This window comes from Streptococcus sp. FSL R7-0212 (assembly GCF_038007985.1).
GTDB lineage: Bacteria > Bacillota > Bacilli > Lactobacillales > Streptococcaceae > Streptococcus > Streptococcus parauberis.
The window spans coordinates 1,149,546-1,169,682 of record NZ_JBBOYF010000001.1; the positions used below are offsets into that span (position 1 = coordinate 1,149,546).

The window sequence follows — 20,137 nt, forward strand, 5'->3', positions numbered from 1 at the left end:
AAATTATTATTGACAACATTCGTAATTTACTGTATTATTAATACAATTTAATATAACCGATTGATATCATACAGGAGAAGAAAGTTTTTTCGCCGAAGGAGTTATACTCTCAGGTGTTCAATTTATTTGAACGGGACTGCATGATGGACGGACTTCTGGAGAGACCTATCTAGGCGCCGAAGGGGCAAGGCAATTTCGCTCAATCTCTCAGGCAAAAGGACAGAAGATAATAATAATTACTAGTTAAGGTTTTTCCTTTATTGGTTTATTTTATCTACCTTACATTTCAGAAGTCATCCTCAGGATGACTTTTTTTGTATTATCATCGGTGAAATAAAAAGGAGATAGCATGTTAAATATTGTTAAAATTATCGATGATTTGGTTTGGGGACCTCCTCTACTAATTCTTTTGGTCGGAACTGGGATTTACTTAACAGTTCGTTTAGGACTTTTACAAGTTACAAAATTGCCAATGGCATTCAAACTAATCTTTTCAGAAGATGAAGGTCATGGCGATATTTCTTCCTTTGCCGCTTTAGCCACTGCATTGGCTTCAACAGTAGGAACAGGAAATATCGTAGGTGTTGCTACAGCCATCAAATCAGGTGGACCAGGGGCATTATTTTGGATGTGGATTGCCGCTTTCTTTGGGATGGCTACAAAATACTCAGAGGGAGTCTTAGCCATTAAATATCGAACTAAAGATGCTAATGGCGAAATTTCCGGTGGACCAATGTACTACATACTTAATGGTATGGGGCAAAAATGGAAACCTTTAGCCAGCCTATTTGCAATTTCTGGTATATTAGTTGCCTTATTCGGAATTGGAACTTTTGCTCAAGTCAATTCCATTACTTCCGCTTTAGATCATAGTTTTGGAATTTCGGGAAAATTTTCAAGTATAATAATGGCAATTATTGTTGCCTTTATTATCTTTGGAGGAATCCAATCAATCTCGAAAGTTGCAGAAAAAATAGTACCTTTTATGGCATTTATATATATTTTTGCCAGTCTGGCTGTTATCATCATGAAATACGATCAAATCATTCCAGTCATTTCCTTAGTCTTAAAATCTGCTTTTACTCCAACTGCTGCTATTGGCGGATTTGCTGGTAGTCTGGTAAAGGATGCTATCCAAAAAGGGATTGCCCGCGGGGTCTTTTCAAATGAATCTGGACTCGGATCAGCACCGATTGCAGCCGCTGCAGCAAAAACAAATGAACCCGTAGAACAAGGATTAATATCTATGACAGGTACATTTATTGATACTATTATCATCTGTACTTTAACTGGTTTAACCATTCTAGTTTGTGGTCAATGGACAAGTAACCTTGAAGGAGCTCCATTAACCCAAGCATCATTTGCCTCTGTCTATGGTAATTTCGGAAGTATGGCATTAACAATCTCACTTGTATTATTTGCCTTCACGACTATCCTAGGGTGGAGTTATTATGGTGAAAGATGTTTTGAATTTTTATTTGGAACAAAACATATCCGCATATTCCGTCTTCTTTTTGTATCAATGGTTGCCCTAGGTGGCTTCTTAAAATTAGAACTCATCTGGATTATTGCTGATATCGTAAATGGACTAATGGCCCTTCCAAATTTAATTGCCCTTCTAGCACTTTCACCAATTATTATTTTTGAAACCAAAAATTATTTTCAACGAAAAAACATCTAGCCAAAAATGGATTTCAGTAATGACACACAGCTCCACTAGCACAATAAATACGATGACTTATGGTATAATGGTGTGATTAGTATAAAGGAGTTACAATGACAAGAGATCCGAGTGCAGACCTTAAATTAGCAAAAAGAGGTCCAATTTTAAGTATAGTAGTCTACCTATTAATTAGTTTGGCAAAATTGATTTTTGGCTATAGTTTAAACTCAAATTCACTGATTGCTGACGGGTTTAACAACGTTTCAGACATTATCAGTAATGTCGCTTTATTAGTCGGACTCCATTTAGCAAGTCAACCAGCCGACTCTAATCATCGTTTTGGTCATTGGAAAATAGAAGATCTGTCAAGCTTAGTCACATCATTCATCATGTTCATCGTTGGTTTCCAGGTTTTGATCCAAACGGTGCAGAATATCATAAAAGGTGACACCGCACCAATTGATCCACTAGGAGCAATTGTCGGACTAGTCTCCGCAGGACTAATGTTTATTGTTTACTTGTATAACCGAAAATTATCAAAAAAAGTTAAATCCAGTGCACTGGTAGCTGCTTCTAAAGATAACTTGTCTGATGCCGTAACGTCAATTGGAACCTCAATTGCTATCGTTGCAGCCTCACTGAATCTACCAATCATCGATAGAATAGCTGCCATTATTATTACTTTCTTTATCTTAAAAACAGCTTATGATATCTTTTTACAAAGCGCTTTTAGTTTATCCGACGGATTTGATAACAAACATTTAAAATCATATAAAGACGCCATATTAACAATTCCAAAAATAACTGATGTTAAATCTCTCCGAGGTCGCACTTATGGGAGCAACGTTTATTTAGATATTGTCCTTGAAATGAATCCTGATTTATCAGTATTTGAAAGTCATGCCATTACCGAAGAAGTTGAACAACTCCTAAGTGATAAGTTTTATGTTTATGATATTGATATTCATGTCGAACCTTCAGTCATTCCTGAAGATGAAATATTTGATAATGTCAAAAAGAAGATTTTTAGAAATGAAAAGATTATTCTCTCAAAAGTCCCCGACTATCACCGTTACATTGCAGATGACTTTACTTTAATTGATAAAGATGGACAAACTTATAATCGGATGCAATTTTTAGAAAAAGAAGACTATTTTCCAAGTAATTTTGAAGAATTCAATATGATTTCGATTAGTCAAAAAACTAAATTAGTGACCTATAAATTGAATGGTTGCCAACATACCAGTATCTGGCGACGCCACGAAGTATGGTTCTTAATTTTCCATCAAATATCACCAAATCAAATACCTGAATTAAAACATAAACATTATACAGTTAAAAGACTACATTAATAAGATGCCAAGAGTGAGGACAAAAATATTTGTCTTCATTTTTTTAATCAAGTGTTTGAAGCCAACAATGTATCCTTGCTTCGATATATCTAGGATTGCAAGTAAATCGAACACTGAACTATTGCTTTCAAAATTATACAACAAGGACATTAGTTATGATAGATTAAACAGGAATTTATCAATGATAATCATCCTTAACATAAAAATAATACATTTTTCTGTGGTGGAAGTATTATAGAAAATCTTTTTCGAGATATCTATACATTAAAAAGATGACCATACGGTCATCTTTTTTTAATTTTTAACTTGATCAGTTGCTACATCTTCACCAAACCATTTGTTTGAGATTTCTTGGAATTTGCCATCTTTATATAGTTTTTTAAGTGATTTATTTAGATTTTTAACAAGTGTTTTGTCTTCTTTACGAACACCAACAGCAAAGTTCTCACCCTCGTATTCACTTTTTACAATATTATAGTTAGCTAATTCGCCCTCTTGTTTCAAATAGTAGTTAGCATAAACTTTATCAATCAATAAGCCATCAATACGACCACTTTTAAGGTCGATAAAGGCTTGTGTGAAGGTTTCATATTGAGTTGCATCTTTATCCTTAACAATGTCTTTAAGGACCTTAGGATTTGATGTAAAGGCGTCATAACCCGATGAACCGGATTGAGCTCCTAAAACTTTTCCTTTCATCCCTGAAAATGAGGTGATATTAGCCGATTTTTTGGTTACTAAAACTTGTTCATTCTTCATATACGGATTCGAAAAGGCCACTTTAGCTTGACGTTCTTTTGTAATGGAATAACCATTCCAGATCATATCAATTTTACCGTTTTTAAGCTCAGTTTCTTTCAAATCCCAGTTAATTGGTTGGAATTTAACTTTAATACCGTATTGATCAAAAACGGCTTTAGCCAATTCCACATCGAAACCGGTATTTTTACCAGATTCATCTTTATATCCCATTGGAACAAAAGTATTATCAAAACCTAGGGTAATTGTTTTTGTTTTTTTATAGTTAGCCCAACCATCACTTTTAGTTGAACTTTCTTTACTGCCGCATGCTACAAGAATAATAGCCATAAAAGCTGTCATTGCTGTCAAAATTAGTTTTTTTAATGTCATAAGTCTACTCCTTATTTCGGATTCACTTTAATGATTCGATCAGAAATGGTTTCAGCAAACTGCAAATCATGGGTTACCACAATTTGAGTAATACCCATTTCTCGATTTTGAAGAATCAATTTCTCTACCTCCTGGCGTAGTTCAGGATCGAGAGCACTGGTTGGCTCATCATAGCCAATTATTTGGGGGTCAATCATCATTGCTCTGGCAAGGGCGACCCTTTGTTTCTGTCCGCCAGAGAGTGAATGGGGATACACCAGCATATGGTCTTTTAGCCCCAAACGCGTCAACAAATCTTCAGCTTTCTTCTTAGCTTCAGCTTTTTTAAGGTCCATGGTAATTGTCGGAGACAAAATGAGATTATCTAAAACTGTTAAATGAGGAAAGAGCTGAAAATCTTGGAAGACAAAGCCCAGTAAATTACGATTTTCCAGGTGGTCAATTGGAACTGGTTCATTATTATAAATGATTTCACCTGAATCAATCGGTTCCAGCCCTGCTAACATTCTTAAGAGCGTTGTTTTACCACCACCTGAAGGTCCTACTAAGGATAAAACCTCACCATTGGATAAGGTTAAATTAAATTGGTCAAAAATGTGTTTGTTACCAAATTGTTTGGAAATATTTTTTAATTCTAACATATGGTCTCCTTACTTATAGTAATTGAAACGTTTTTCGACATGACGAGAAATTAAAGTCACGATACCAATCAAGAGCAAGTAAATAATTCCAGCAATAAACATTGGTGCTAATGTTGCATCTCGGTTAGCAGCTGTCTTGCTAGCAAGTAACAAGTCACCAACTCCTAAAACATAAACTAATGAAGAATCTTTAACTAAGTTAATCACTTCATTAAAGACACTAGGAAGGACAATCTTAAAAACTTGGGGCAAGATGATGTGACGAATTGTTTGTAACTGTGACATTTTCAAGACTTTTGCAGCTTCATATTGCCCTTTAGGAATAGCTTCAATTCCACCTCTGAAAATTTCAGCAAAATATGCGGCATAGTTCATTGTAAAAGCAAGAATTGCTGCCGGCATCCGGTCAAACGTAATACCTACACTAGGTAAAACATAATAGAAGAATATTAACTGTAATAATAAAGGTGTGCCACGCATTACCCAAACATACAGTGTTAAAAACCATTGCAAGGGTTTGAAATTGACTTTCATTAAAAATGCTAAAACAGCTCCTAAAGGAATAGACAGTATAATGACTATAGAGAATACTTGTAAGGTAACCATAGCCCCATCTAATAAACTGGGTAAAACTTGTAATATATATGTCATAGAAGCTCCTAAAAAAATAGTTGTTCTCATTATATCAAATTTTCAGATTTTTTGTTTCAAATATGAATAAAAATTCACTGAAAGAATGAATACACATTTTATGATTTACAATTTCTTTACAAATTCTGACTTTAATTTCATTGGTCCAAAACCATCAATCTTACAATCAATATTATGATCACCTTCAGCAAGTCGAATATTTTTAACGCGTGTACCTTGTTTTAAATCTTTTGGTGCACCCTTAACTTTTAAATCTTTTATGATTGTGACTGTGTCGCCATCTTGTAAGAGACTGCCATTACTATCAAGGACTTTAAGATCTTCTTCAATCTCTTCTTGACCTGGTGTCCATTCTAATCCGCACATTGGACAAATCAATAAATTACCATCTTCATAGACATATTCAGATTGGCATTGTAAACAATTTGGTAGTGACATAATTTTCCCCTTATATTTGTAGATTTCTAATAGTTTACAGTAGATTCCATAATTTTACAACATGAATACGTTCACAATATGAAAAAACCTAGCAATAACTAGGCTTTACTTTTAAACTGCTTCAATACTTGCAACAATTTCATTAATTAATTCTTGATCTTCTAAAGATGTCACATCAGCCACAACTTTTGGAAGGTCATTTTCTGAAAGCATGACTTGAAGTTGTACACTTTGTTCATCGTTTGGATCATTGTATTTAAATACGTAAGCAACTGTCTCGAGGAGATTAGAGTAAGACAAACCACGTTCTTTTAGTTCACGAATCGGACGGATAAATCGTTCATCATAACCAAGTTTACGAATAGGAGTTCTTGCAACACGAACAACATCGTCAACAATAAATGGATTTTCAAAACGACTAATAATCACATTGTGGTAAGCAACTAAGTCTTCTTCGTCAAAGTTCCATTTAGCAACTAGTAATGAACGTATTTCTGCTAAAACAGCATGAAGTTGTTCTTTAACAGCTGGTATTTGTAAAGCTTCTAAAATTGTTTTAGCTCCAGCATGTGCTCCGGTGTATGCTGATGTCGCATGACCTGAGTTTACTGAGAACAATTTACGTTCAATAAATGGCTCCAAATCTTCTTCGTAATGCACGCCTTCTAATTGAAGGTCTCTATTTTTCATACGACTTGTTTCAACAACCCACTCATTAAATGGTTCAACGACAACAAATAATGGATCTTCATGGATCTGAGCAGGAACAATTCTATCAACAGCCGCATTGGGGAAACCAACAAATTCTTCTACATAAGCTTCATTTTCTTCAGAAAGGTATTTTTTTACTTCTTCCAGTAAAAATTGTGACCCCCCAATCATATTTTCACAAGCCAAAACATCAATTGGGTTATTATTTCCATCTGCTTGACGTTTTTGAATACCTTTTGCGATTAATTCTGCTATAAAAGGCAAGATATTTGGCCCAATTGCTGTTGTAATAATATTAGCTTCTGCAACTGCATTAACAACTTCTTCAGGATTGAGACGGTTATTAATTCCTGAAACATTTTCAACTAAGATATGACGTTTGCCATCTTCAGCAATCTCAATTTCATAGGCATGTCTGTCATTTAAGGCGTTGATAATAGCTTCATTAACATCAACAAATTGAATTGAAAATCCATTTGCGGCTAATATTTCACCAATAAAACCACGTCCAATATTTCCTGCTCCGAAGTGTACTGCTTTTTTCATTCTTTTTCTCCTTTAGAAAGCTTGTAAGAGTATATTAAAAATTAGTCGACTGAGTTTAGTAATGCAATAATTTGACTTTCTGTTTTTGCATCAGCTAAGCGAACAACGTTATCAACATCTGCACAGAAGATTGAAATTTTTTGAATCAATTGTAAATGTTCATCACCAATTCCAGCAATCCCAAATAGTACTGTAGCTGTTTGAGGGGCTTCTTCTGTTCCGAAATTAACACCATCTGGTACTTGAACAACAGACAATCCAGATTTAATCACTTTTTCTTTTGCTATATCTGTACCATGAGGAATAGCAATAAAATTACCCATAAAGACTGATAGTTCATTGTTACGATCAATCATCGCCTGAATATAATCTTCTTCAACGTAACCATTTTCAAATAGTAATTGACCACAATAACGGATTGCTTCTTCCTTGTCATTAAATGACTGGTTTAATTTAATAAGTTCTGGTTGAAATTCCATCTTAATTCTCCAATTTTTTAATTCTCTCTGTAAAAATCTGATTTAGTAATTGATAGATAATATCATAGTTTGCTTTTTTATAAATTTCGGTGTAGAGATGATTTTCAATGATTGATTGACTAATGGCAGTCATCAAATCTCTAATTTCATCTCCCTCATCAATACGGGTTAGCATAATCAAAACACGAGTTACTAACTCATCTTGTCCATTCATTGACTTAGCCATTACTGGGTGTTCCAGCTCCACAATTCTAAAAATGGACTTGTCCGTTTTACTAGACTGAGTATGTAATAAAGCTAAGTTAGTATCAGGAATAGCCATTGGACTATCGTGAAAGCGACTAATTAGTTTATTTGCCAGATAAGCTTTATCTGCCACAAAATCCAACTCATTAATCAGTTCATTAATGGTTTGATCAAATTGCTGTGAGTTATCTATTCGATGCAATGAGAATTCTTTGAGGATTAGCTGACTTGCAGATAGGTAATCTTCAAAATTTTTTTGATTGCTGATCGCGTCGCTATCTCGCAACTTAACATCTCGATTTAATTGAACCTCTTGAAGAAACTGTTCGATTTCAAGAATTTCAGCTGGATTTGGGAAGGTAGATACTAGTCGAATGCGATTATCATTTAGTAGCTTAGTCGACAAAATGGCGTCATAGGCATCGAAGTCTCTTTCTTCCAATCCATTTGTCCCTTTAGTATGAATCATTTCAATAAAAGGAGCAATATTTTTAAGGCGAGAAACTAATAACTCAGTTGCAAGAGGCCGCTCATCTGTTAGCAATAAGATTCTAACTGGATAAATCTGTGGACTTCTGCGTAAACTTGATGCAAAATGTAGGGTCAATAATTCCAGTTCACTATCTGTTCGTAAGTAGGCTGGGAAAATTTCCATGACTAATAAGGTAATGACCCGATGTAAATATTCATTGTGGATTAATGCTTCTTGTGCTAAGTCAGCAATGTTTCGGTCAGTATATAGGATTGGTACTGCTAAATTCAATCTAATATGATTGAATAAAAATTTAAAAAGTGTTTGATCCTTTGTAAAATTAATTTTTGTATAAAGGGAAACCTTATCAATTAAATTTGACACATTATAATAAAATTCACTGTCAAAATTCTCTTGAAAAAGAGGTGTTTCTTGTCTTTTTAATATCAAATTATCAAGCATCTTGGCAAAATATAGAATTTCTTGAATAGCATATAACTCATTCATTTCAATTGATAATTTTGCAAAAACTCTTTTTGAAAAATCTAAGGCAACTTTACTTACCGGCTGTTTGTCAACATCAATTAATGACCAGTTGCTCAATGCCAATAAGATAATGAAAAATTGGACTAATTTAGCATCCATCTCAGGTAAATCTGATTGATATGACTGAAAAATATCTTTGGTCAAACTGAGTCGTTTTTTACTAATAAAGTCAAAATACTGTGTCTCTAAGTGCCAATAATCAGATAAATGCAGGTTATTAGCAAGAAGGATAGCTAATAGTTGACGTTTCTTATGAAACTCATCAACTATAGTATATCCTTTTTGTCTACTAACAGTTAGACCAAAATCAGCTAAACGTTTTTCAATATCACTAATATCTTGAATAATAGTAACATTGCTAACACCAAGCTGTTCTTGTAAGTACTCATTTGTTACTTCCTTTGTTTGAATTAACAAAAAATAAGTAATTAAATTCAGGCGTTCCGTTTTTGTGAAGTTTTCCTGACTCGAAAATTCGGATAAACGGTCAAGTTGGCCAGTTAAATAATATTTTTGATCTTCTTTGACAATTCCAATATTCAGTGTATTTAAAGAGTTTGTCAAATCATTCAGTACACGATAAACTGTACGTCTTGAAACTTTTAAAATATCACTTATATTATCAATTGAAAGCTTCCCATAATTCAGGAAAGCTTTCAATAATTGTTCTTCACGTTTTGTTAATAGCATATGTTAATTATACACCATATTTAGTCTTATTTATGCATTCTATCAACCATTTTGTCATATTCTGGTGTAGTAACCAAACTATCTACTACAAGAATTTGAGCATTTGGCGCATATTTTTGTGCTTCTGATTGATTAGCAATGTTAGATACAACTAAAATGTTTTTGGCATTGAAACGACCAAGTTGAGAATTTTCTACTTTTGATACAGGAATATCGACTTTTCTCACTTTGAAAATTTCGGCTAAGGTAGCTTGACCCATTGTTGCAGATCCTTTTGCTTCTCCATAAGCAAATACTACTTCATCAATATAGTTCAAATCAATAGATTCTTCAGATCCTGAATCTTGATTTGGAGTTACAAGACCAGCTTCAGGCTTTTTTGCAAGTTTCGCTACGATTTCATCATATTTTGGAGTTGCTAAGAAATTATCAACAGACACATGTGAAGCACGTGGTGTTTTTTGTGCAGCACGTGGTGCTAATTCTTGTTGAGTAACAATCAATGTATTAGTTACATCTGTTAAGTTTGAGATTGCTTTATTTGTAACTGGGATAGCAAGACCAGCTTTTTTAACTTTATCACGAAGGATTGAAGCACCCATTGCTGAGCTTCCCATACCTGCATCACATGCAAAGATAATTTGTTGAATATCATCGTTTGCAAATTCTTCTGAAGCGACACCGTTAATAGATTGGCCTTTTGATTCTGCTTTGGCAGCTTTAGTAGCCGCTTGTGCTTCTGCTAGGGCGCTTTCATCATCCTCAGATTTATCTGCTTTAAGAATAACAGAGGCAATTAAGAATGATACAGCTGCTGCTGAGAATACACCGGCTAGAACTGCTAATAAGTTACCTACGTAGTTTCCTGCTTTTGGAACCATACTAACGATTGCAAAGATAGATCCAGGTGATGCTGGAGCACCTAAACCAGAACCTAGTAATTGGTTTGTGAATGTACCTGTAACACCACCACCGATAACTGCTAAGAATAAAGCTGGTTTCATCATTACATATGGGAAGTAAATTTCATGGATACCACCAAAGAAATGAATGATTAATGCACCCCATGAAGATGATTTAGCTGCGCCACGACCAAAGACTAAGTAAGCTAATAAGATACCAAGACCTGGACCAGGGTTTGCTTCAAGTAGGAAGAGGACAGATTTTCCTGTTTTAGCAACTTGTTCTGCACCAAGTGGTGTAAAGATACCATGGTTAAGAGCATTGTTTAGGAATAAGATTTTTGCTGGTTCAATTAGGATATTTGCTAATGGTAACAATTTCATATCAACAATTGTTTGAACACCATTACCAATAGCTGTTGTAAATACTGCAACAAAAGGACCAACTAATTTAAAGGCAATTAAAAGTAAGGCAAAACCGATTAAGCCTGCTGAAAAATTGTTAACCAACATTTCAAAACCAGGACGAATTTTTTCTTGGAAGGCTTGGTCAAATTTTTTGATAGCCCATCCACCTAGAGGACCCATAGCCATAGCACCAATAAACATTGGAACTGTTGAACCTGCAACAGCACCGAAGGTTGCAATTGCACCAACAACACCACCACGTTGACCGTGAATAACATAACCACCAGTATACCCAATTAAAATTGGGAGTAAGTATGAGATCATTGGACCAACAGCTGCACCAAATTCTTTATTTGGTAACCAACCAGTTGGAATGAATAGGGCAGTTAAGACACCCCAAGCAATAAATGCACCAATATTGGGCATAACCATATTAGACAAAGCTGTTCCCAGCTTTTGTACTTTAACTTTAAGTGAAGATTTTTGTTCCATCAGAACGCCTCCTAGTTTATTTACATTATTATCTTATCACGAAAGCACTTTTCCTAAAACTCAAACTTTGGCACATCTTTTGTGACAAAAAAAGACATCTGTGACACAGACATCTTTTTGGATTAAAACTATTACTCAACAGTTACTGCTTTCGCAAGGTTACGTGGTTTGTCGACATCAAGCCCACGTTGTAATGATGCGTAATATGCAATTAATTGAGTCGGGATTACCATTCCAATAGTAGCTAAGTAAGGGTGAACTTTATTAACAACGATATCGTCGTCTTCCCGTTCTAAACCTTCTTCTACTACGGTTAATACGCTAGCGCCACGAGCAGAAACTTCTTGGATATTGCCTCTCGTATGCGCAGCAACTAATTCGCTAGATGAAATCAGTCCAATAACCGGCGTACCATCTTCAATCAGAGAAATTGTACCATGTTTTAATTCACCAGCGGCAAAGCCTTCACATTGAATATAAGAAATTTCTTTCAATTTAAGTGAAGCTTCCATTGCTACATAATAATCGTTACCACGACCAATGTAGAATGCGTTACGAGTAGTTGCTAATAATTTTTCAACTTTTGAAGCAATTAAATCTTTTTCAGAAAGTGTTGCTTCAATAGATTGTGCAACAAGAGACAATTCATGAACTAAATCAAATTCAATAGCTTCTTTTTTACCATTAGCTTCACCAACAGCTTTAGATAGGAATGCAAGTGCTGCAACTTGTGCAGTATAAGCTTTTGTGGAAGCTACGGCAATTTCAGGACCTGCATGAAGAAGCATTGTGAAAGTCGCTTCACGTGAAAGAGTTGAACCGGGGACGTTTGTTACTGTCAAACTTGGAATACCCATTTGATTAGCTTTCACAAGTACTTGACGACTATCAGCAGTTTCTCCTGATTGGCTAAGTAAGATAAACATTGGTTTTTTACTTAGTAATGGCATGTTATAACCCCACTCTGAAGCTACACCCATTTCAACTGGAGTGTCAGTTAATTTCTCAATCATTGATTTAGAAGCAAAACCAGCATTGTAAGAAGTACCAGCTGCAAGTATATAGATACGGTCAGCTTCTTGTACTGATTTAACAATTGCTGGATCAATAACCATCTGTCCAGATTCGTCTGCATAAGTTGAAATTAATTTACGCATTACAGTTGGTTGCTCATCGATTTCTTTCAACATGTAGAAAGGATAAGTTCCTTTTCCGATATCAGACAAATCAAGTTCAGCAGTGTATGAACCACGTTCCATTTGATTGCCTTCATAGTCAAGAACAGTTACTGAATCTTTGGTAAGAATAACGAGTTCTTTATCATGAATTTCCATGAATTCACTTGTTTCACGAATCATAGCCATTGCATCAGAACAAACCATGTTATAGCCTTCACCTAAACCAATCAATAATGGTGATTTGTTTTTAGCGACATAGATTGTTTCTGCATCTTCTCTGTCAATAAGTGCAAAAGCATATGACCCTTCAATAATTGATAATGCTTTTTTGAAAGCTTCCAAAACTGACATACCATCTTCATCGACGAATTTACCAATTAAATGAACAGCAATTTCAGTATCAGTCTGACCTTTAAAGTCATGACCTGCCAAATATTCCTCTTTCATTTGGAGATAATTTTCGATAACACCATTGTGCACTAACACAAAGCGTCCAGTTGCTGAGGTATGCGGGTGTGCATTTTCTTCCGTTGCTTGACCATGTGTAGCCCAACGTGTATGTCCAATACCTGTATGTCCTGCAACGTCTATACCGATTTTAGCACGAAGATCTGCAATTCTTCCTACAGATTTTACTAAGCTAGATCTGTCACCATTTGCAACAAAGATTCCAGCTGAATCATATCCACGGTATTCAAGTTTTTCAAGTCCTTGCATTAAAATATCAGTTGCATTTCGATTACCAACAACGCCAACAATTCCACACATAATTTACTTTCCATCAGTAAGTTTTCTTACTGCTTTCTATATTTTTCATTATATTTTTAAAATTGGTATAGTCTAATTTTACATATCAGAAAACCTGTATTTAAAGTATAAACCTTTGATAACTTCTTGTCAACAATTAAATTGGTATAGTTTGATAAAAATTTTACAAAGAAAAAGTAGAGTAGTTTTACTACTCCACTTCTACGAAACCAAACTTATTAAGAGGTAAAACTCTGAAAATAACAATTCCTTTAATTTTTGATTTATCAATCAAACCAAATGACCGACTATCATCTTTGTTTAAACGATTATCATTTAGCACTAAAAACTTATTTTGCGGAATAACATCTGTTTTTCCCTCAGTAAGTGTTGAGATATTAAAATCATCGGTATACAAAGAACCCATCGGAGCCGTTGATAAATAATCTGTTTTTTCTTTTTCAATATAAGTTTGAGGCTCAACTCTATCATTTAAGTAAAAAATGTCATCCATATATGTGACTTTTTCACCTTGAGTAGCCACCACTCGGCTCATGTATTTTTTCCCATTCATATTATAAACAACGAAATCTTTATATTTAGGGGTTATATTCTTCTTTATTGTTATTAAATCACCTGGTTGTAAATAGGAATTAGCTGAATTATCTGTTACTTTATAAGTTGAAAACACAAATATCTTTAACAAAATTGCAACTATTACTATTATCAAAGCAAGTATAATGTTTCGTATAAAATCTCTTTTTACCATGTTTGCTCCTAGTCTTTAATCTATTATAACATGATATTGATAATAACTAAAGTATGGTAATTTCAAACTGTTTGAAAATTCCTTAAATAAGAAAAAGACATAAGCTAATCTTATGTCTTTTAATATTTATTTATTTAACAGTACGAACACGCATTGTGTTAGTTCCACCAGAACCAACTGGTACACCGGCAACAATAACAATGTTGTCACCTGATTTAACAAGACCAGCTTTAAGTGCAACTTCTTCAGCAACTTCAAACATATCATCAGTTGATGCTGGTTTAGTAGCAAGAACTGGAATAACACCCCAATAGATCATCAATGCTTTTTGAACTTTTTCATCGAAAGTAATAGCAAGGATATCCGCATCAGGACGGAATTTAGAAATTGAACGAGCAGTGTAACCTGATTCAGTAATAGTTACAACTAATTTAATGTCCATTGAATGTGTAGCATCTTTAACTGCTGATGCAATAACATCTGTTTTATTTGTACGTGGGAATTTAGAAGAATCTAAACGACCATATTCGTTAAGCAATGTTTGTGCATTCTTATCGATTGTAGCCATTGTACGTACTGATTCTACTGGGTATTTACCATTTGCTGATTCACCTGATAACATTGTTGCATCAGTACCATCAATAACAGCATTGAATACGTCTGAAACTTCTGAACGAGTTGCACGAGGTTTATCAGTCATTGTTTCAAGCATGTTTGTTGCAGTAATAACTGCCTTACCTGCAGCATTAACTTTAGTGATAATCATTTTTTGGAATACTGGAACCATTTCGAATGGTACTTCAATACCCATATCTCCACGAGCAATCATGATACCATCAGCAGCTTCAATAATTTCATCTAAATTATCAATACCTTGTTGGTTTTCGATTTTAGCAAATAATTGGACATGTTCATTACCAGTTTCACGACAAATTTCGCGAACTTCTTCAACGTCTTTTGCAGTACGCACAAATGAAATAGCGATAAAGTTTAAGCCTTGTTCAAGTCCAAAACGAATGTCAGCATTATCACGTTCAGCTAAAGCTGGGAAAGGAATCTTAGTGTTTGGAATATTAACACCTTTTTGATTAGCAATCAAACCATCGTTTTCAACGACAGTAACAAATTGACGTGTTGAAATATCTTTTTCAACAATTTTTAAGCCAAGTTTACCATCATCGATAAGGATTGTATTACCAACTTCAACTTCATCATAAATATCAAGATTACCAGCTACACTCAAAGCAATAACTTCACGAGTTGATTTGATACCTTGTTCAGTAGCAACACGAATAGTTTCACCAGTTGTATAACTAAACTCTTTAGAACCATCTTCAAATAGTTCTGTTCTCATCTCAGGACCTTTTGTATCCAATAAGAAAGCTACTTTTTGACGAGCCATTTCTTCGGCACGGCGAACTGTCGCCATACGATCACCTTGCTCTTGGTGATTACCATGAGAAAAGTTGAAACGGAAAACATTTGCACCAGCTTCGATTAATTCAGCAATTTTTTTAGCTGAAGCTTCAACATCAAGTTTGCCAGCCCAGTAGCCATCTTCACCGTATTTTTTACCACCACGGATTTCTACCGCAGGACCAAGTGTTGCAACAATTTTTACGCGTTTATTCATATTATATGAAACTCCCTCTTTTTTGTCGAATGTCGACGATATTACTATAATTATTGTGGTTTTTATACCTAATTATCTATTAAGTGTACGGTTTAATTCTGCAAAATCTAAACGTGCTTTGTGTGGATTATTAACAACAATTTTACCGTCATCAGTAAGTGAGAATAATGCTCCTTCTTCTGAAGTTCCAAGAATTGGACTTTCGACAAGTTCTTCATTATGGATACCTACAGCTAGACCACCTTTTCCTTCTTTAAGAAGTTTCACAGCATGTGAACCCATCCAAGAAGCAATAACACGATCTCTTGAAGTAGGTGAACCCCCACGCAAAATGTGACCCAGGTTTGTTACACGTGTGTCAGTATTATTGCCAGCTTCTTTGAGCTCTTTAGCAAATTCCTCACCACTCTTAACACCTTCAGCTAATACGATAATATGATGGTTTTTACCCTTTTTATTAAAGTCTTCATCAATAGTAGCAACTACTTTATTGATGTCATAACCTTCTTCAGGAACAATAATTTGATCAGCTCCACTTGCAATACCTGCCCAAAGTGCAATATCACCAGCGTTACGCCCCATTACTTCAACTACAAATGTACGACCATGACTTGATGAAGTATCACGAAGTTTATCAATAGCTTCAACGGCTGTATTAACAGCTGTATCGAAACCAATTGTGTAGTCAGTTCCAGCGATATCGTTGTCAATAGTACCAGGAATTCCGATTGCTGGGAATCCATGTTCAGTAAGACGCATAGCTCCATGATAAGAACCATCTCCACCTAATACCACAACACCTTCAATACCATGTTTTTTTAATTGTTCAATACCAGCTAATTGACCTTCAAGTTGAGCAAACTCAGGATAACGCGCTGAATACAAGAAAGTTCCACCACGAGAAATTTTATCACCAACATCTCTAGATGAGATTGGGAAGATGTCACCAGCTACTAAACCTGCGTAGCCATGGTTTACACCAAAAACTTCCATTCCTTCATAAATTGCTTTACGAACAACTGCTCTAATCGCAGCATTCATTCCAGGGGCGTCACCACCACTAGATAAAACAGCAATACGTTTCATTTTATAGGTACTCCTTTTATTAATTTAACGACTTTATTATAGCATATTACTTTGAAAAATACTTCACTAATATACCACTTTTTACTTATAAATCGTTTTCATTGCGATTGTAGCGATTTCATTTTCAAAATCATTTGTGATAGCAATAAACTTACCATCAATTGCGAGCGTTTCCTTAGATTCTTGATAGTGAATAATAACCGGAACAGATCCTGGATATCTATCTAAAATATTAGCTATTAGAGCATCCTGATCATGATTTTTAAGTAAAATCCAATAACTCTTTTCCTGAGCAAATTGAATTGAGGATAATATCATCTGCAAGCGATTGTCTCGCTCTTTTACTCGACCAGATATAAAATAGAGTTGGCCTTCTTGTAGCATGTCCTTGACCTTAGCATACTGCTCTGGGAAGATTGTCACATCGAATTTTTTCTTCGTATCAGTCACCGATAAAAATGCCATTTGTTGCCCATTACTTTTAGTTCTGATAATTCGAATAGAATCAATTTGCACTAGAATCTCAGCATCTGTATCTTTAACAAGTTTTGTGATTGGTGTAAACTGTTTTCGCGTCTTCTCAGCTAAAGCTAATAGAGGATGTTTACTCAAACCCACCCCTATTATTTCTTGTTCAAGTTGATATTTTTCAGAATTTGAGTAATCATCTGCATCAACCCAACTAAAAGAAGAATCCGCAAATAAAGAACCAAGTTCATTCACAAATACAAGCAAAGCTTCACAGTTTTCGATTACTTTTTTTCGATTAGGTTCAAATTGATCAAATAGGCCAATTTGAATCAAAGGAATCAGTGCTTCTTTTTTCTTATATTTTTCAGGAATTCTAGTCATAAAGCTTTCAATTCCACTAAAGGGACGATTTTCAATAATCCAATAAGCAAAATCCCTTGGAAGACCTTTAATATTTTTCATCCCCATTAAAATGGTGTTTTTTTCCACTTTATCAGTATAGGGAATATTATTAATACTTAAAGGGATAACTTTAAAATCAGAATCCAAAGCATCACTGATATAATCACTATTTGAGTAATTCATAATGACATCAAAAAAAATACCAGGGTAATGTGCTTTAAAATAGGCCAGTTGAAAAGCTAAAGCTGAATAAGCAAAGGCATGACTCCTGTTAAAACCATAACCAGCAAACTTCTCCATCCGTTTGAATAACAACTTTGCAGTTTCAAGTGAACGACCTAATTGAGTAGCACCAGCTAAAAATTCAGATTCGAGCTTCTTCATTTCAGCACTATTTTTTTTGGACATAGCTCGGCGCAATAAATCGGCTTTGCCTAAACTAAAACCTGCGAAGACTTGTGCGATCTGCATAACTTGTTCTTGATAGAGCATGATGCCATATGTCGATTCCAAAATAGGAGCAATTACGGGATCAATTAAATCAACGACCTCCTGACCATTGCGCCTTTTAATGAAATTGTTTGTATAATCACTGGCACCGGGACGATTTAATGACGTTGTCGCAACAATCTCTTCAAAGCGAACAGGTTTAATCCGCTTCAATAAACTAATAGCTCCATTTTGTTCAAACTGAAAAATACCTTTAGTATCACCACGCGCAAACAATGCTAAGGTATCAGAATCTTCTAAATTAATATCCGCAATCGAAATATCAATACCTTGATCTTTAAACAATTTCTCTTTCATTTTTTGAACAAAAGTCAGATTGCGTAAGCCAAGAAAGTCCATTTTCAATAAGCCATTGGCTTCAACTGCCGCTGCATCATACTGAGTAATCATCATATCATCGCCAAGTTTCAAAGGGATGTGGTCAGTTAAATTATCATCACTCATCACAATTCCCGCAGCATGAATTGACGTCTGCCTTGGATTACCTTCAATGCGCTTAGCAATTTCAAAAGCCCTTTGATATTCGAGTCGACTATTAACAAATTGTCTGAAGCTTATATTTTTTTCATAAACGGAATCAAGTGTATCTTTAAAACCTATTTTTTTGGTTAAATGGCTCAGTTCATATTCAGGTACTCCGAATCTTTTGAAAACATCTCGAATAGCTTGTTTAGGTCCAAATGTTGAAAAGGTTACAATTTGAGCAGAATGATCACTACCATATCTATTTCGAACATAGTGTAGAAATTCACTTCGGTAAATATCGGGTAAATCAATATCGATATCTGGCATACTATAGCGTTCTTTGTTTAGAAAACGTTCAAATAGCAAGTCGTTTTTTATTGGGTCAATTCCAGTTATTTCAAGACTATATGCAACTAAAGAACCTGCTGCCGAACCACGCCCCATCCCCATGTAGTAGCCTTTACTCCGTCCAAAACGAAGTAAATCCCAGACAATTAAGAAATAATCATCAAAGCCCATTTCTGAAATAATTTGCAGTTCTTTTTCTAATCTTACTTGGTAATCAGGCAACCAAAGGTTCTTTTTCTTTAGTCCTTCTTCGGTCAATTGTCTTAACTGATCCTTAGCAGGAATTTCCCTATTAAATCTTGGCAATTTTAGTTGTGAATCAAAGTGATATGAAATAGTCGATGTGAGATTCTCGAGATTTTTTAATGCATCTGGAAATTGCACTTTAAAGAAATCCGTTACTGTTTCAACAGAGTCTAAAAATTGACCTTGCTCTACTAATGATGTTTCAGTCAGGTTTACATTATCACGAATAGCATGTAAGGTTTGAAGACTTTCTCGATCATTACCAGAGAAATATCTGACTTTCCGTAATGCGATCAGAGGATTATCTGTTGGATTTGATCGAGTATCCGGATAGACTCCAAAATATGTTTTTAATGGTAAGTCTATTGCTTGCAGATTTGCTTGGTCGGGAATTATTGCAACTAGACCATCTTTAAAATGCTCTAAGTCTATTTGATTAAATTCACCAGACATTTTGGACGTTGAAATCTTCAGAAGATTTTTATACCCTTGATTATTTTGAGCAATTAAAAACAGGGTCATTAAATTGTCTTGACTAGGGTAATCTATCTCTAGACCTAAAATGGGTTGGAGGCCATGTTTCTGACAACCAGTAATAAAATGATAAGCTGCATAAAGGTTATCCTTATCCATGATACCTATTGTTTTATAGCCTAGTTTTTTTGCTTCTGTAAAATAATGTTCTAAGTCAACCAGACTATCCATGAATGAATAAACTGTTTTTGTATCTAATTGTGCAAACACTGACTACTCCTTTCCTAACTGTTTTCTTCTATTATACTATGAAAAGCCATTTGATGCCTTATTTTTATTTTTATGCATTATATGATAAAATTGTCGCAAAATATTAGTTTACTTGACATTTTCAACTATTTTCTGTACCATTGATATAGTACAATTCAATATGTCTTACA

Annotated in this window: 15 protein-coding genes and 1 riboswitch; of the genes, 2 read left to right on the top strand and 13 right to left on the bottom strand. The window is 34.7% G+C overall.

The window, feature by feature from the left end; translation table 11 throughout:
• Window positions 1-145 precede the first annotated feature (145 nt).
• A riboswitch (glycine riboswitch) is annotated at window positions 146-233 on the top strand.
• A 116-nt stretch (window positions 234-349) separates the two neighbouring features.
• Together MKY69_RS05915 and MKY69_RS05920 are read left to right on the top strand one after the other, a co-directional pair.
• Window positions 350-1,681 carry an alanine/glycine:cation symporter family protein gene (locus MKY69_RS05915; protein ID WP_340791146.1) on the top strand — a complete coding sequence of 444 codons (1,332 nt, stop codon included), beginning with the start codon at window positions 350-352 and terminating at the stop codon, window positions 1,679-1,681.
• A gap of 95 nt (window positions 1,682-1,776) precedes the next feature.
• Complete coding sequence (locus MKY69_RS05920; RefSeq protein ID WP_003104694.1) at window positions 1,777-3,015, top strand: cation diffusion facilitator family transporter; 1,239 nt, start codon at window positions 1,777-1,779, stop codon at window positions 3,013-3,015.
• Between the two features lie 294 nt (window positions 3,016-3,309).
• Here MKY69_RS05920 and MKY69_RS05925 read toward each other — a convergent pair whose 3' ends face one another.
• The 13 genes from MKY69_RS05925 to MKY69_RS05985 all read right to left on the bottom strand — a co-directional run bounded on the left by MKY69_RS05925 (window position 3,310) and on the right by MKY69_RS05985 (window position 19,967).
• Window positions 3,310-4,146 (bottom strand): amino acid ABC transporter substrate-binding protein, encoded by an 837-nt coding sequence (locus tag MKY69_RS05925; protein ID WP_003103662.1) that lies wholly within the window; start codon window positions 4,144-4,146, stop codon window positions 3,310-3,312.
• A gap of 11 nt (window positions 4,147-4,157) precedes the next feature.
• Window positions 4,158-4,787, bottom strand: a complete 630-nt coding sequence (locus MKY69_RS05930; protein WP_003102511.1) for an amino acid ABC transporter ATP-binding protein — start codon at window positions 4,785-4,787, stop codon at window positions 4,158-4,160.
• A 9-nt stretch (window positions 4,788-4,796) separates the two neighbouring features.
• A complete protein-coding gene (locus MKY69_RS05935) occupies window positions 4,797-5,438 on the bottom strand; it encodes an amino acid ABC transporter permease (protein WP_003105377.1) in 642 nt (213 codons plus the stop codon).
• Window positions 5,439-5,543: 105 nt separating this feature from the next.
• Window positions 5,544-5,876 carry a zinc ribbon domain-containing protein YjdM gene (locus tag MKY69_RS05940; protein WP_003106989.1) on the bottom strand — a complete coding sequence of 111 codons (333 nt, stop codon included), beginning with the start codon at window positions 5,874-5,876 and terminating at the stop codon, window positions 5,544-5,546.
• 111 nt (window positions 5,877-5,987) lie between these two features.
• Window positions 5,988-7,133: a mannitol-1-phosphate 5-dehydrogenase gene (locus tag MKY69_RS05945; RefSeq protein ID WP_003103217.1), complete on the bottom strand. Its 1,146-nt coding sequence runs from the start codon at window positions 7,131-7,133 to the stop codon at window positions 5,988-5,990.
• A gap of 41 nt (window positions 7,134-7,174) precedes the next feature.
• Window positions 7,175-7,612 carry a PTS sugar transporter subunit IIA gene (locus tag MKY69_RS05950; protein ID WP_003104224.1) on the bottom strand — a complete coding sequence of 146 codons (438 nt, stop codon included), beginning with the start codon at window positions 7,610-7,612 and terminating at the stop codon, window positions 7,175-7,177.
• A gap of 1 nt (window position 7,613) precedes the next feature.
• The gene (locus MKY69_RS05955) at window positions 7,614-9,566 is read right to left on the bottom strand and encodes a BglG family transcription antiterminator (RefSeq protein WP_003103298.1); all 1,953 of its coding nucleotides are present in this window, start codon (window positions 9,564-9,566) and stop codon (window positions 7,614-7,616) included.
• Window positions 9,567-9,592: 26 nt separating this feature from the next.
• The gene (locus MKY69_RS05960; protein ID WP_340791147.1) at window positions 9,593-11,368 is read right to left on the bottom strand and encodes a PTS mannitol-specific transporter subunit IIBC; all 1,776 of its coding nucleotides are present in this window, start codon (window positions 11,366-11,368) and stop codon (window positions 9,593-9,595) included.
• 131 nt (window positions 11,369-11,499) lie between these two features.
• Window positions 11,500-13,314 (bottom strand): glutamine--fructose-6-phosphate transaminase (isomerizing), encoded by a 1,815-nt coding sequence (glmS, locus tag MKY69_RS05965; RefSeq protein ID WP_003105015.1) that lies wholly within the window; start codon window positions 13,312-13,314, stop codon window positions 11,500-11,502.
• A 190-nt stretch (window positions 13,315-13,504) separates the two neighbouring features.
• Window positions 13,505-14,062 (bottom strand): signal peptidase I, encoded by a 558-nt coding sequence (gene lepB / locus MKY69_RS05970; RefSeq protein ID WP_003105324.1) that lies wholly within the window; start codon window positions 14,060-14,062, stop codon window positions 13,505-13,507.
• Window positions 14,063-14,192: 130 nt separating this feature from the next.
• The gene (gene pyk / locus MKY69_RS05975) at window positions 14,193-15,695 is read right to left on the bottom strand and encodes a pyruvate kinase (protein ID WP_003106992.1); all 1,503 of its coding nucleotides are present in this window, start codon (window positions 15,693-15,695) and stop codon (window positions 14,193-14,195) included.
• Between the two features lie 72 nt (window positions 15,696-15,767).
• Entirely contained in the window at window positions 15,768-16,781 is a 1,014-nt protein-coding gene (gene pfkA, locus MKY69_RS05980) for a 6-phosphofructokinase (RefSeq protein WP_340791148.1), read from the bottom strand.
• Window positions 16,782-16,862: 81 nt separating this feature from the next.
• Window positions 16,863-19,967, bottom strand: a complete 3,105-nt coding sequence (locus tag MKY69_RS05985; RefSeq protein ID WP_340791149.1) for a DNA polymerase III subunit alpha — start codon at window positions 19,965-19,967, stop codon at window positions 16,863-16,865.
• Window positions 19,968-20,137: the final 170 nt, after the last annotated feature.